Genomic DNA, 13,615 nt, shown 5'->3' on the forward strand with positions numbered 1-13,615 from the left:
TCCGGATACGGTCAGTCGCCGCCCGGTAACCGAGGATCGGGAGCCGCTTAATCTGCGGGTAATCCAGGCACGGGAGGTGCCCGATGGTGTGGACGACCCAGGAGCAGTTGGCGGAGGCCCGCAGGAAGCCGCAGATCACGCAAGGGACTCTGTACGGCGCCCTCAAGCCGGTCATCGACGAGGCCGGCGGCGACGAGCCGGACAACAGGACCCTTCTCGACGCCCTCGTCAAGAAGGGATCGCTCACCAACGAGAAGGCGAAGCGGTACCTCGCCCTCATCAGCGGATTCGGAGCGGTCGACGCGAAGCTGGACGGCAGGACGTACCAGCTCCTCCTGCTGGTCCGTTCCCTCCCGGAGACCTACGCCTACATCGACGGCGCGAAACTGCTGGTCAGAACGCGCCGGCTCGCCGAGGCCGAGTTCGTCGAAGAGCGCCTCAGCACGACCGACGACGTCATGGACAGGGTGCGCAAGGGATTCGCGGCAGGCCCCGACGGCCTCGGCCTCCTGGTCGTCTATGCGGCCCTTGGCGACCGGCACACCACGATCGCCGGAGACCACCCCGCGGAGCAGGAGCACCCCTACATCAACCAGGTCAGCCTCGCCTACACGCTGCTGACCTTCTCGTACACGCCGCTGGTCGGAATGCAGGGGGTCGGCGAGCAGGTCCCGGAGGGCGACGCCCTCCTCACCTGGATGGGAGTCTGGAAGATCATCGGCTCCGCGATGGGCATCGAGGACGACGGCCTCCCCGACACGTTCGACGAGGCCCGGCGACTGTGGGACCTCATCGTCGCCAGTCCCGGTTACGGCCGCAGCGTCGAAGGCGTCAAACTTCTGCAGGCGCTCAGGAAGCACGTCGCCTCGATGCAGGAAGCCGTTCCGCCGATCGACCTCATCGGACTGCACGGGAACCCCGCCGTGGTGGACCTCCTCAAACCCTGAAACCGGCCCGTCGCCCGAGCGAAGCCCGGGCGACGGGCTTGCCTCAGCGCTTCAGATCCGCCACCAGCGCCGCGAAAGCACCCCGGCTGAGGACGAGCCTCGGCCCCTCGGGGTCCTTGGAGTCCCGAACTCCGATCGCACCGGGAAAGTGAGCGACCTCGACGCAGGCACCGCCATTGCCGGAGCTATGTGATGCCTTCCGCCAAACCACCTTGCTCGCACTCATGACCGTCTCCCATGACGTCGCGAATCAATTCCGCCGACTGCTTCACCGGCAACGCCGATGACTTGATCGACTCATAGCAGGCGGCCCAATGGCCCAGATCCTCTGGACGCTCGATGAAGCGGCCACCGGTCAGATCCTCAGCGTAGGCCACCGATCCGCCGTCGGGGAGAGTCAGCAGAATGAAGGAGCACGTCAGTCCGGCGTGGGCTCCCGTATCGAATGGGAGGACCTGAACACAGACCTTGGGGTGCTCGGTGGCCTTCAGCAGGTAGGCGAGCTGGTCCCGCATGACCTCGGCGTTTCCTACCGGACGCCGCAGAACCGGTTCGTCGATCACGGCCCAGAGCGTCGGCGCGTTCGGTTCGCCGAGGAACGCCTTGCGGTCCATGCGGGCGGTGACGAGCGCCTCGATCTCCTCGTCGGTGTCTCCGGGGCGGCCGGCGCGCAGGAGCGCGCGGGCGTAGTCGGGCGTCTGGAGAACGCCGGGGACGCAGAGCCCCTCGTACCAGCGGATCATGGCGGTCTTCTTCTCGACCTCCAGGTACTCGGCGAACCCGGCCGGGAAGCGGCGGGCCTTCTTGAAGTCGAGTGCCCGCAGCAGGACGCCGCCGGTCTCGAATTCGCGGTCGCATGCCTTGGCGAACGGGACGGAGGCGGGAACCTGGCCGGTCTCCGCCCCGGAGATGAGGGATTCCGAGAAGTTGATGCGTTCGGCGAGCTCGGACTGCTTGAGCCCGGCCTTGGTCCGGTAGTGCCGCAGCTCGCGGCCCCAGATGGCTTGGGGGCTGTAGGGGTCGACCATCGCGGGTCCTCCGTGAATGTCGGACTTCAAGGACTTCGAAGAAGCCGGGGGGTGGCTTCAGAGTCGTATCGAAGCGTGACCATCTGCGTACTGAACGTAGCCGCATGAGTCCACGCTGTGAAGGCGTTCCAGAGAACCCATCCGGAGGTGGTCACGATGTCCGCTGCACTCGTCCCCGAGGTCCCCACGCTCGTGCTCGAACCGAGCGACCGGACGCCGCGCTCGGCGCGGACGTTCCTCGCCGAATGGTTCCGCGAGTGGGGCATCGCCGACGACCATGTCGGGCGGCTCGTGGTGTGCGAGCTGGTCACGAACGCCTGGAAGCACGGGGAGGGGCCGATCGTCGTCCGGCTGTTCCTGGACGCGCGCGGCGGGCGGCCGGTGGTCGAGGTGTGGGACGCGGGGGAGGGCCGTCCGGTGGCCGGGCCCGAGGATCTCGCCGCGACGTCCGGACGGGGCCTGCGGCTGATGGCGGAACTCGTCGAGGAGTGGGGCGTCCGGCCGCTCAACGAGGGCGGAAAGGTGGTGTGGGCTAGGTTTCGCGCTGCTTGGCGTTGAAGCGCGCCTTCTTCTGGCGATTACCGCAGGTGTTCATGTCGCACCATTTGCGGGTGCGGCTCTGGCTGGTGTCGAAGAAGGCGGCCTGGCAGGTCGGTGATGCGCACAGGGCCAGTTTCCCGTCCCGTTCGCCGGCGATGATGCTGATCGCGTCGGCGGCTATCACGCTGAGCGCGTCTTCCACGCGGGACGCCGAACCGAGCCGCCATTCCCGCTTGCCCTCGGGCGTCAGGATCGCGGCGGCCCGGCCCCCGGCGCTGCGGTCGTTGATGACTTGGACGGCGGATGCGGGGAGGGCGTCCTGGATCGCGGCCGCCGTCGCGGCGAGGTGGATCGACTCCCTCAGTTCCCGGGCGAGGTCGAGTTGGGCGGCGGTGCAGGAGTCCACGGCGAGGCCGTTCACCGCCAGCCAGTCGATGAGCCGCTGCGGCGTGGGGATCCGCTCCACGGAGTCGCCCTGACGCTCCGTCAGAGTCCCGGTGAAGCTGGTCGCGAGCACGTTGCCGAGGCGGAAGTCGGGGAAGCCGGCGCGCATGGAACCACCTTAGCCGGTTGCACGTCGGCGCGGCGGCATGTTAGAACCGGCTTAGCCGGTTCGCGTTGCCCTGCGGCCGGTTCCGAGACGGCCAGGAGGTCCCATGTCTCATCCGACCGGCGACGTACGGGCATTCGAAGCCCGCGCGAGCGACGCCGACCTCGACGACCTGCGCGCGCGGCTCGCCGCGGCGCGGCTGCCGGAGGCCGAGACCGTCCATGGCGCGGCGCCCGGCCCTGGTCGGTGGGAGCAGGGCGTTCCTCTCGCCGACCTCGTCGATGTCGTGAACTACTGGCGCACCGAATACGACTGGCGGCCGTTCGAAGAGCGCCTCAACGGGATCGGGCAGTTCCGCACGACCATTGATGGTCTGGGAATCCATTTCCTGCACCGCCGATCCGCGCGCGCGGACGCCACTCCGCTGATCCTGACGCACGGCTGGCCGGACAGCATTGTCCGGTTCATCGATGTGGTGGACGAACTGGCAGATCCGAAAGACGCGGACGCGCCGGCGTTCCACGTCGTGGTCCCGTCGCTGCCCGGCTTCGGATACAGCGACAAGCCGGACACCACCGGGTGGGGAACCGAAAAGATCGCGGCCGCCTGGGTGGAGCTGATGGGAAGGCTTGGCTACAGCAGATTCCTGGCCCACGGCGGCGACTGGGGCGGCAATATCACCACCGTTCTCGGCGGCCGGTTCCCGGCGCACGTCCTCGGCATCCACACCACGTTCGCGGAGGCGCCGCCCGGGCTGACCGTGGACGGGCTGACGGCGGTCGAGCGCGAATGGACCGAGGAGACCCGCCATTTCTGGCGCCACCGCGCGGCGTACGCGAAGCAGCAGGCGACCCGGCCGCAGACCATCGGCTACTCGCTCGTCGACTCACCGGTCGGGCTGCTCGCCTGGATCCTCGACAAGTTCGCCGAATGGTCGGACACCGAGGACGGCCCGTTCGAGACGATCTCCCGGGACAGGATCCTCGACGACGTCACCCTCTACTGGCTGACGCGGACCGGCGCGTCGGCGGCCCGCATCTACTACGAAAGCCACAACTCGCTCGATCCCGAACTCCGGGTCGACGTCCCGTCGGCGCTCACCATGTATCCCCGTGACGTCGAGAAGTGCCCGCGCCCCTGGGCGCGGGAGCGGTACCGGCAGATCGTCCGATGGGCGACGCCCGAACGCGGGGGACATTTCCCTTCGCTGGAGGTGCCCGAGTACTTCGTCGAAGACCTGCGAGAAGGGCTCGCGGCGCTGCCGGCCGCTCATCGGTGAACGCGGCTCGGCGGCCGGTCGCCCTCCTGGCCTACGAGCCGCCGCGCAGGGCGGGGGCGGTGCCGTCGATGAGGAGGTCGGCGCGGTCCCGGGTGCCGTCCTCGGCGAAGAAGGCGGACTCGCGGGCGGACCAGCGGTCCCAGGCGCCGGCGTATTCGAGGCCGTCGCGGTCGAGGGCGCGGGCGCGGCGCAGCTCGTAGGGGGCGTCGATCCAGATCCGGCAGGCGGCGGGCGACTCCGCCCACGACGAGCCGACGCCTTCGACGATGAGGACGGGCGGAGGCGCGATCTCCTCCGGCGGGCCGTACCGGTCGTTGTGCCAGTCGTAGCGGCGCAGCACGGCGGGCCGTCCGGCGCACAGGGGATCGAGGACGGCGCGGCGGAGCGGCGCCCACCAGGTGAGCGGGTCGGCGTCCCACGGCACGCGGAAGTCGTCCGACCGGATCACCGGCGCGCCGACGAGGACGGCCGCGAGGTGGTCGGCGAAGGTCGACTTCCCGGCGCCGCTGGGCCCGTCGATCGCGACCAGCCGCGCGGGCCCGCAGGACGGCGGCAGCGCGAGCAGCCGCGCGGCGAGCGCGGGGTGGGTCCGGGGCGGCGGCAGCGGCACGGACGGCATACTTCCAGGTGCCCGCCCCCCGAAGGAGGACGCCCCTTGCCCGGACCGCTGGACGGCGTACTGATCGTCGACCTCAGCCGCGTGGTCGCCGGACCGCAGGCCACGATGGCGCTCGCCGACCTCGGCGCCCGCGTGATCAAGGTGGAGCAGCCCGGCACGGGCGACGAGACGCGCGGCTGGGGGCCGCCGTTCGCGGGCGAGGACGGGGTCAGCACCTACTACCTGTCGATCAACCGGAACAAGGAGTCGATCACCCTCGACCTGAAGTCGGACGAGGGGCGGGAGACGCTGGAGCGGCTGGTGCGGCACGCCGACGTGCTGGCCGAGAACTTCCGCACCGGGGTGCTGGACCGGCTCGGCTTCCCGGTGGAGCGGCTGCACGAGCTGAACCCGCGGCTGATCGTCCTGTCGATCACGGGGTTCGGGCACGACGGGCCGGAGGGCGGCCGCCCCGGCTACGACGCGATCATGCAGGGCGAGGCCGGGATCATGAGCGTGACGGGCCCGCCGGGGACGCCGAGCAAGGTGGGGCTGTCGATCGCCGACATCCTCGCGGCGGGCAACGCGACGTCCGGGGTGCTGGCGGCGCTCTACGAGCGGACGCGGACGGGCCGCGGCTCGGTCGTGCGGACGTCGCTGCTGGCCTCGGTGGTCGGCGCGCACATGTACCAGGGGACGCGCTGGACGGTCGCCGGGGAGGTGCCGGAGTCGGTCGGGAACGACCATCCGACGATCGCGCCGTACGGGACGTTCCGCTGCAAGGACGGCCAGATCCAGATCGGCGTCGCGAACCAGAACCTGTGGCGCAGGTTCGCGCCGCTGGTCGGGCTGGACGCCGGGGACCCGCGGTACGCGACGATCCCGGACAGGTCGGCGAACCGGGCGGAGCTGACCGCCGACATCGAGCGCGTCCTGGCGGGGGACGCCCGGGAGGCGTGGCTGGACCGGCTGAACGCGGCGGGCGTGCCGGCGGGGTCGATCCGGTCGATCGACGAGGTGTACACCTGGGAGCAGACCCGCTCGCAGGGCCTGGTGATCGAGGTCGACCATCCGACGCTCGGGAGGATCGAGCTGCCGGGCCCGCCGCTGCGGTTCGACGGCGCCGAGCCGCGGGCGCACACCGCGCCGCCGCTGCTCGGCGAGCACACCGGCGCGGTGCTCGCCTGGCTGGACGAGATGGACGCGAAGGACGAGGAGCAGGGGAGGAGCCAGTGAGGGATCTGCTCGGCGAGACGGGCGGGCCGGTGCGGGTCGCGGGCCGGGAGCTGCCGCGCGAGGAGCTGCTCGCCCGCGCGTCCGCGGTCGCGGCGGAGATCGCCGGCGCGGGCGCCGTCGCGGTGCACGCGACGGCGAGCGCGGAGACGGTGGTCGCGGTCGTCGGCGGGCTCATGGCGGGGGTGCCGGTGGTGCCGCTGCCGCCGGACTCCGGCCCGGACGAGCGCGCGCACATCCTCGACGACTCCGGCGCGGCGCTGCTGCTCGCGGCCCGCGGCGCCGACGTGGGAGACGGCGGACCGCCGCGCGTCCCGGTCGACGACCTCCCGGCCTCCGCGTCCGGCGCGGAGACGGCGGCCGAGCCCGTGCCCGACGCGACCGCGCTGATCCTGTACACGAGCGGGACGACCGGCGCGCCCAAGGGCGTGATGGTCTCCCGCGCGGCGATCGGGGCGGCCCTCGACTCGCTGGCGGAGGCGTGGGCGTGGACGCCGGACGACGTGCTGGTGCACGGGCTGCCGCTGTTCCACGTGCACGGCCTGGTCCTCGGCGTGCTCGGGCCGCTGCGGGTCGGGTCCCCGCTCGTCCACACCGGACGTCCCCGGCCGGAGGCGTACGCGGCGGCGGCGGGCGAGGACGGCGGCAGCCTGTTCTTCGGCGTCCCGACGGTGTGGTCGCGGATGGCGGCCGACCCGGCGTCGGCGGAGGCGATGCGGGGTGCGCGGCTGCTGGTGTCCGGCAGCGCGCCCCTCCCGGTGCCCGCCTTCGAGCGGCTGGAGGCGCTCACCGGCCACCGCCCCGTCGAGCGCTACGGCATGACCGAAACCCTGATCACGCTCAGCGCGCGCGCGGACGGCGAACGCCGCCCCGGTTACGTCGGCCTGCCGCTGCCCGGCATCGGGACGCGCCTCGCCGCCGAGAACGGCGACCCCGTCCCGCACGACGGGGAGACGCCCGGCCAGCTGCACGTCCGCGCCGAGCACCCGTTCAAGGGCTACCTGAACCGCCCGGAGGCGACCGCGAAGTCGTTCACCCCGGACGGCTGGTTCCGCACGGGCGACATCGCGACGATCGGCCCGGACGGCTGGCACCGCATCGTCGGCCGCGCGTCCACCGACCTGATCAAGAGCGGCGGCTACCGGATCGGCGCCGGCGAGGTCGAGAACGCGCTGCTCGCGCACCCGGCGGTGCGGGAGGCCGCCGTCGCCGGCACCCCGCACGACGACCTCGGCGAGCAGGTCACCGCCTACGTCGTCGCGGACGGCGTGACCGGGCGGCAGCTGATCGACTTCGTCGCGGACCGGCTGTCGGTGCACAAGCGGCCCCGCGTCGTCCACCTGGTCGGCTCGCTGCCCCGCAACGCGATGGGCAAGGTCGTCAAGACCCGCCTGCCCGAGCTCGCGCCCTGACCTGGGAGGGAACACGGAGGGCGGCGGACGGGGCATTTCGGGCCGGCCAGTAAGGTCGTGGCCTGTGTCCAGCTCACCGTCCCCGGGATCCGGCGCGTCCGCGGCCGCGCACTCGCTCGATCCCGTCCCGCCGCACGCCCGCGAGTCGACCGCCGGGAACCAGTTCTGGATCTGGTCGGGCGCGAACATCGCGCCGATCAACTGGGTGCTCGGCGCGCTCGGCATCAAGCTCGGGCTGAGCCTCGCCGACACGGTCGGCGTGCTCGTCGCCGGGAACCTCGTCGGGATGGCGGTGTTCGGGCTGTTCGTGCTGATGGGGCAGCGGACCGGCGTCACCCAGATGGTGCTGGCCCGGTCGGCGTTCGGGCGGCGCGGCGCGTACCTGCCGGGGGCGCTGCAGGGCGTGATGTCGGCGGGCTGGTGCGCGGTCAACACCTGGATCGTGCTGGACCTGGTGATGGCGCTGCTCGGCCAGGTCGGGGTGCACGGTGGCAACGCGATGAAGATCGTCGTGGTGCTGGTGATCATGGGGCTGCAGGTGTGGATCGCCGCGTCCGGCTTCCACGCGATCGCCGCGTTCGAGAAATGGACGGTGCCCGTCACGCTGGCGGTGCTCGCGGTGATGACCGTCGTCGCGTGGACGAAGACCGGCGTGCACTGGGACCACCCGGGCCAGGGCCTCACCGGCAAGGACCGCCTCTCCGCCATGACGACCGTGATGACGGCGATCGGGGTCGGCTGGGGCATCACCTGGTTCGCCTACGCCTCCGACTACTCGCGGTTCGTGCCGCGCGCGGTGCCGCGCCGCCGGCTGTACGCGGCGAGCGTCCTCGGCCAGTTCGTGCCGGTCGTGTGGCTCGGCGTGCTCGGCGCGTCGCTGGCGACCGTGAGCGCGACCACCGACCCCGGCAAGCTGATCGTGGACGCGTTCGGCGCGCTCGCGATCCCGGTGCTGCTGCTGGTGGTGCACGGGCCGATCGCCACGAACATCCTGAACGTCTACAGCTGCTCGCTGTGCGCGCAGACCGTCGACTGGCACGTGTCCCGCAAGGCGATCTCCTACGGCGTCGGCCTGTTCGCCGCCGCGTTCACGATCCTGCTGATCTTCCAGCAGGACTTCGCGAACACCCTGGACGCCTGGCTCGGCGGCCTCGTCACGTGGGTGGTGCCGTGGGCGGCGGTGATGGCCGTCCACTTCTACGTCGTCCGCCGCCAGAACGTCGACATCGACGCCCTCTACGACCCGCCCGGACGGTCTCGCCTCGGCGACTTCCGCTGGGACGCCCTCGCCTCGTTCGTGCTGGGGGCCGCGGCGACATGGGCGTTCCAGTACGGCGTCCCGAAGGCGCTGCAAGGGCCGGCGGCGCGCGCGCTGGGCGGCATCGACCTGTCCTGGCTGGCAGGGGCGCTCGTGGCGGGTGTCCTGTACTTCGTCCTGTCGGCCCGGCGCGGCCGGTCATGGGTAGGGGAGCCCGCATGAAGCTCCTGACCAACGCCCGCCTGACCGGACGGGACGGCCTGCACGACATCGAGATCGACGGCGACCGGTTCGGACGCGTCGCACCGGCCGGTGAGCTCGCCGGGGGCGAGGTCCTGGCGGACGCCGCCGGCGGCCTGGTGAGCCCGCCGTTCGTCGAGCCGCACGTCCACCTCGACACCACCCTCACCGCGGGGGAGCCGCGCTGGAACGCGTCCGGGTCCCTGTGGGAGGGGATCGCGGTGTGGAGCGAGCGCAAGACCACCCTCACCCGCGACGACGTCATCGCCCGCGCGAGCGAGGTGCTGCGCTGGTACGCGGCGAACGGCGTGCTCCACGTCCGCAGCCACGTGGACGTCACCGACCCCGGGCTCGTCGCGCTCGACGCGATGATCGAGGTCCGCGAGCGGGTGAAGGACGTCATCGGGCTCCAGCTCGTCGCGTTCCCGCAGGAGGGCGTCTGCTCCTACGAGAACGGACCGGAACTGCTGGAGGAGGCCGCGAGGCGCGGCGTCGACGCGGTCGGCGCGATCCCGCACTTCGAGGACACCCGCGAGGACGGCGTCCGCTCCCTGGAGATCGCCTTCGACATCGCGCAGCGGTACGGGCTGCTGCTGGACGCGCACTGCGACGAGATCGACGACGAGCAGTCCCGGTTCGTGGAGGTGCTCGCCACCCTCGCCCGGCGCGGCGGGCTCCGCGACCGCGCCACCGCGTCCCACACCACCGCGATGGGCTCCTACAACGGCGCCTACTCCTACAAGCTCCAGCGGATCCTCGCCCGCTCGGGCATCAACCTGGTGTGCAACCCGCTCGCCAACCTGTGCCTGCAGGGCCGGTTCGACGCCTACCCCAAGCGCCGCGGCCTCACCCAGGTCAAGGAGATGCTCGCCGCCGGGGTGAACGTCGCGTTCGGCCACGACGACGTCATGGACCCCTGGTTCCCGCTCGGGACGGCGTCGTCGCTGCAGGTCGCGCTGGTCGGGATCGCCGCCGCGCAGCTCACCGGCGCCGCCGAGATCGACGAGGCGTTCGCGATGGTGACGTCGCGGGGGGCGCGGGTGCTCGGGCTCGGCGACGGGTACGGGATCGAGCCGGGCCGCCCGGCGAACCTGGTGGTGCTGCCCGCGTCGTCGCCGTACGACGCCGTCCGGCGGCAGACCCGGCCGTCCCATGTCGTCGCGCGCGGCCGGATCGTCGCCGAGACCCCGCCCGCGGTGACCCGGCTGACGTGGCCGGGCCGCGAGGCCGAGGACGTCGACTTCGTGCGCACCCGCGACCGCTAAGGGAGCAGGGCTAGGGGAGCAGGGCCGGGAGCAGCGGCCGGACGAGTCCGGCGGCGGCCGACTCCGGCAGGTCGGGCGCGTCCGGCGCCGCGGCGAAGTAGTGCAGGAAGCCCTGCTGGAAGCAGCCGCCCATCAGCAGCGCGGCGGCGGCCCCGGTGTCGGCGCCCGCCGCGACGCGGCCCAGGTCGCGCTCGGCGTCCAGGTAGCGGGCGAGCGCCCGCACCGGCTCCTGGGGGCCCGCGTCGTACTTGCGCAACGCCTCGCGGCTCGCCGCCATCAGCGCCGGCTGGGCGACCATCGAGGCCATCATCGGGAACGCCCGCCGGTAGAAGGCGAGGGCGCCGTGCGCGACGGCGACCAGGTTGGCCTCCACGGTCGCCTCGCCCGCGACGGCGTTCGCGGTGAACGCGGGCATCCGCTCCTTGAGCACGGCGAGCATCAGCTGCGCCTTGTCGCGGAAGTGCTTGTACAGCAGCGCCTCGGAGTACCCGGCGGCCTTGGCGATCTCCTTGGTGGTGGCGCCCGCGACGCCGCGCTCGCGCATGACGTCCGCCGCCGCGTCCAGGATCCGCTCGCGCGCGGTCATCGGCCCGCCCCCTTGACAGTGAGTGAATGCTTACTCATCCTAGGGGTTAGTAAACATTCACTCACCCATATGAGGAGGGATCGGGATGAGAATCACGGTCTTCGGTGCGACCGGCGGCATCGGGACGCGGCTGGTCCGCCGGGCGCTGGACGCCGGGCACCAGGTCACCGCCGTCGTCCGCGACCCCGGCAGGATGCCCGCCGACCTGCGCGACCGCGCCGACGTCGTCCGCGCCGACGTCATGGACCCGGACGCGATCGAGCAGGCGGTGAAGGGCGCCGACGCCGTCGTCAGCGCCATGGGCCCGCGCGACTTCGGCCCCACCACCGTCTGCGGCGACAGCTCCCGCAGCATCATCGCCGCGATGCGCGCGACCGGCGCCGGACGGTTCCTCATGGTCAGCATGGGCGCCATCGAGGGCATGCCGGGCGACGACCCGTTCACCCGGTACGTCGTCAAGCCGGTGATCCTCGGCCGGTTCCTGCGGCACGGCATCGCCGACATGCGCGTCGCCGAGGCGCAGGTCCGCGACTCCGGGCTCGACTGGACGATCGTCCGGCCGCCGAGGCTCACGAACAAGGAGGGCAAGGGCCACTACCGCAAGGCCGTCGACCGCAGCGTCACCGGCGGTTTCACCATGACCCGCGACGACGTCGCCGCCGCCATGCTCGACCTCGCCGGCGACCTGCCGTCCATCGGGCACGTGGTCTCCATCGCCGGCTGACCCGCTCGCACGACGAGGGGGACGGCATGACAGCTGTCACGCGGAACGGCTGACACCCGCCGCCCGAACCGGTGACACGCACGTCTACCGGCGCCCCGCCGCACCCCGCGACGCTGGGGGCATGGACGACATCCGACCCATCAGCGTCGACGGGCTGCGCCAGCGGTACGGGGACTTCGAGGCCGTCGCCGGGATCTCCTTCGAGGTCGCGCCCGGCGAGCTGTTCGCGCTCCTCGGCACCAACGGGGCGGGCAAGACCACCACCCTGGAAACCCTCGAAGGGCACCGGCCCGCCCGGCACGGCACCGTCCGCGTCCTCGGACGCGACCCGTACCGGGAGCGCCGCGCCGTCCGTCCCGAGATCGGCGTCATGCTCCAGGACGGCGGGTTCTTCCCCGACCTGACCGTCGCCGAGACCGTCGACCGCTTCCGCGGCTTCACCCCGGACCCGCGGCCCCGCGGCGAGGCGCTGGACCTCGTCGGCCTCGCCGAGCAGGCGGACGTGCGGGTCCGGCAGCTGTCCGGCGGGCAGAAGCGGCGGCTGGACCTCGCGCTCGCCCTGCTCGGCCGCCCCCGCGTGCTGTTCCTGGACGAGCCGACCACCGGCATGGACCCCGAGGCCCGCCGCGCCACCTGGCGGATCGTCCGGGACCTCGTCGCCGCCGGCACCACCGTGCTGCTCACCACCCACTACCTGGAGGAGGCCGAGCACCTCGCCGACCGCCTCGCGATCATGCACCGGGGCCGGATCGAGACCGCCGGGACGGTCGCCGAGGTCGTCGCCGGGCACGGCGACCGGATCAGCTTCCAGGTGCCCGAGCGGTTCCGCGTCGCCGAGCTGCCCGCGCTGCGCGGCGCCGGCGCCGACATCGCCGTCGACGCCGGCCGCGCCGTCGCGTCCTACACCGTCACCGAGGCCGGCCTCCAGAGCGGCCTGTACGACCTGCTGCGCTGGGCCGACGAGCACCGCGTCGAGCTGCGCGGGCTGCAGGCGCGCAGCGCGTCCCTTGAGGACGTCTTCCTCCGCACGTCCGCAGGCGCGCGGGAGACCGAAGGCACCCGGACCGAGACCGGGGCGGCCGCCGCGCTGGAAGGAGCGTCCCGATGACGATGACCCGCCCCCTGGCCGGCGGCGCCGCCCTGCGCGTCGCGCGCCTCGACCTCATGCTGCTGTGGCGCAACCGGACCGCGCTGTTCACCGCCGCCGGGCTGCCCGTGCTGTTCGCCGCGCTGCTGTTCCCCGCGCACGGGCAGAAGGCCGGCGGCATGGACGCCGCGCTGCTCCAGGGCACCGGCCACCTCGGCTTCTTCCTGCTGTTCGCGGTGTTCATGAACCTGGTGAACGTCTTCACCGCCCGCCGCGAGGACCTGACGCTCAAGCGGCTGCGCGGCACCGCGCTCGCCGACGCCGACATCATCGGCGGCGGCGTCCTCGCCGCCGTCGCGATGTACGCCGTCCAGGTGCTGGCCCTGCTGGTGGTGCTCGCCGCCGCGCTCGGCGGCCGGTTCCCCGCCGATCCGCTCCTGCTGCTCGTGGGGCTCGCGGGCGGCGCCGCCGTGTTCGCGCTGCTCGCCTTCGCCGTCTCCGGCCTCACCCCGAACGCCGAGCTGGCCCAGCTCACCGTCCTGCCGATCATGTTCGCCTGCATGGCGGGCGCCGGCGTCATGTTCCCGCTGGACGGCCTGCCCGCCGCGCTGGAGGAGGCGTGCCGCTGGCTGCCGCTCAGCCCCGTCGTCGAGATCACCCGCACCGCCTACTTCGGCCGCGACTTCCACGACCACGCCGCCCACGCGTCCGTCGGGTTCGCCGGCGGGTGGACGGCCTGCCTGCCCTCCTTCGCCGTCCTCGCGGTCTGGCTCGGCCTCGGCCGCGCGATGGCGGGCCGCTGGTTCCGCTGGGAGCCGAGGCGCGCCTGACCGGACGTCCCGCCGTTACAGTCGAGGAGAAGGAGGAC

The 13,615-nt window shown here is 72.5% G+C and carries 15 protein-coding genes; 10 read left to right on the forward strand and 5 right to left on the reverse strand.

Annotated features, from left to right (window positions below):
- Positions 1-83: 83 nt before the first annotated feature.
- Positions 84-947 (forward strand): oxygenase MpaB family protein, encoded by an 864-nt coding sequence (locus tag J4709_RS30605; RefSeq protein ID WP_208245691.1) that lies wholly within the window; start codon positions 84-86, stop codon positions 945-947.
- Between the two features lie 43 nt (positions 948-990).
- On the opposite strand, the gene J4709_RS30610 is transcribed toward J4709_RS30605, so the two are convergent.
- A complete protein-coding gene (locus J4709_RS30610; protein ID WP_208245693.1) occupies positions 991-1,173 on the reverse strand; it encodes a DUF397 domain-containing protein in 183 nt (60 codons plus the stop codon).
- Positions 1,133-1,975, reverse strand: a complete 843-nt coding sequence (locus J4709_RS30615; protein WP_208245695.1) for a helix-turn-helix domain-containing protein — start codon at positions 1,973-1,975, stop codon at positions 1,133-1,135. Before J4709_RS30615 ends, J4709_RS30610 begins: the two co-directional genes overlap by 41 nt.
- Before the next feature lie 156 nt (positions 1,976-2,131).
- Here J4709_RS30615 and J4709_RS30620 point away from each other — a divergent pair, with 156 nt between their 5' ends.
- Positions 2,132-2,533, forward strand: a complete 402-nt coding sequence (locus J4709_RS30620; RefSeq protein ID WP_208245697.1) for an ATP-binding protein — start codon at positions 2,132-2,134, stop codon at positions 2,531-2,533.
- Here the strand turns inward: J4709_RS30620 and J4709_RS30625 are convergent.
- Positions 2,508-3,068: a CGNR zinc finger domain-containing protein gene (locus tag J4709_RS30625; RefSeq protein WP_208245699.1), complete on the reverse strand. Its 561-nt coding sequence runs from the start codon at positions 3,066-3,068 to the stop codon at positions 2,508-2,510. The two genes, J4709_RS30620 and J4709_RS30625, sit on opposite strands and share 26 nt — an antisense overlap.
- Positions 3,069-3,171: 103 nt before the next feature.
- Between J4709_RS30625 and J4709_RS30630 the strand changes: the two genes are divergently transcribed.
- Positions 3,172-4,344: an epoxide hydrolase family protein gene (locus J4709_RS30630; RefSeq protein ID WP_208245701.1), complete on the forward strand. Its 1,173-nt coding sequence runs from the start codon at positions 3,172-3,174 to the stop codon at positions 4,342-4,344.
- A gap of 31 nt (positions 4,345-4,375) precedes the next feature.
- Here J4709_RS30630 and J4709_RS30635 read toward each other — a convergent pair whose 3' ends face one another.
- Complete coding sequence (locus tag J4709_RS30635) at positions 4,376-4,963, reverse strand: uridine kinase family protein (protein ID WP_372442166.1); 588 nt, start codon at positions 4,961-4,963, stop codon at positions 4,376-4,378.
- Between the two features lie 36 nt (positions 4,964-4,999).
- On the opposite strand from J4709_RS30635, the gene J4709_RS30640 reads away from it, so the two are divergent.
- The 4 genes from J4709_RS30640 to codA all read left to right on the forward strand — a co-directional run bounded on the left by J4709_RS30640 (position 5,000) and on the right by codA (position 10,350).
- The gene (locus J4709_RS30640; protein ID WP_208245703.1) at positions 5,000-6,178 is read left to right on the forward strand and encodes a CaiB/BaiF CoA transferase family protein; all 1,179 of its coding nucleotides are present in this window, start codon (positions 5,000-5,002) and stop codon (positions 6,176-6,178) included.
- Positions 6,175-7,587, forward strand: coding sequence for an acyl-CoA synthetase (locus J4709_RS30645; protein ID WP_208245705.1), 1,413 nt, complete (start codon positions 6,175-6,177; stop codon positions 7,585-7,587). The genes J4709_RS30640 and J4709_RS30645 overlap by 4 nt, the downstream gene beginning before the upstream one ends.
- A 64-nt stretch (positions 7,588-7,651) precedes the next feature.
- The gene (locus J4709_RS30650) at positions 7,652-9,067 is read left to right on the forward strand and encodes a purine-cytosine permease family protein (RefSeq protein WP_208245707.1); all 1,416 of its coding nucleotides are present in this window, start codon (positions 7,652-7,654) and stop codon (positions 9,065-9,067) included.
- Positions 9,064-10,350 carry a cytosine deaminase gene (codA, locus tag J4709_RS30655; RefSeq protein WP_232384230.1) on the forward strand — a complete coding sequence of 429 codons (1,287 nt, stop codon included), beginning with the start codon at positions 9,064-9,066 and terminating at the stop codon, positions 10,348-10,350. Before J4709_RS30650 ends, codA begins: the two co-directional genes overlap by 4 nt.
- Before the next feature lie 10 nt (positions 10,351-10,360).
- Here the strand turns inward: codA and J4709_RS30660 are convergent, their stop codons facing one another.
- Entirely contained in the window at positions 10,361-10,936 is a 576-nt protein-coding gene (locus tag J4709_RS30660; protein ID WP_208245711.1) for a TetR/AcrR family transcriptional regulator, read from the reverse strand.
- An 85-nt stretch (positions 10,937-11,021) separates the two neighbouring features.
- Here J4709_RS30660 and J4709_RS30665 point away from each other — a divergent pair, with 85 nt between their 5' ends.
- The 3 genes from J4709_RS30665 to J4709_RS30675 all read left to right on the forward strand — a co-directional run bounded on the left by J4709_RS30665 (position 11,022) and on the right by J4709_RS30675 (position 13,577).
- Positions 11,022-11,660 (forward strand): NAD(P)-dependent oxidoreductase, encoded by a 639-nt coding sequence (locus J4709_RS30665; RefSeq protein WP_208245712.1) that lies wholly within the window; start codon positions 11,022-11,024, stop codon positions 11,658-11,660.
- Positions 11,661-11,781: 121 nt separating this feature from the next.
- Positions 11,782-12,768 (forward strand): ABC transporter ATP-binding protein, encoded by a 987-nt coding sequence (locus J4709_RS30670; protein WP_208245714.1) that lies wholly within the window; start codon positions 11,782-11,784, stop codon positions 12,766-12,768.
- Positions 12,765-13,577 (forward strand): ABC transporter permease, encoded by an 813-nt coding sequence (locus J4709_RS30675; protein WP_208245716.1) that lies wholly within the window; start codon positions 12,765-12,767, stop codon positions 13,575-13,577. Before J4709_RS30670 ends, J4709_RS30675 begins: the two co-directional genes overlap by 4 nt.
- Positions 13,578-13,615: the final 38 nt, after the last annotated feature.

The organism is Actinomadura violacea (genome assembly GCF_017573465.1).
Classification (GTDB): Bacteria; Actinomycetota; Actinomycetes; order Streptosporangiales; family Streptosporangiaceae; genus Spirillospora; species Spirillospora violacea.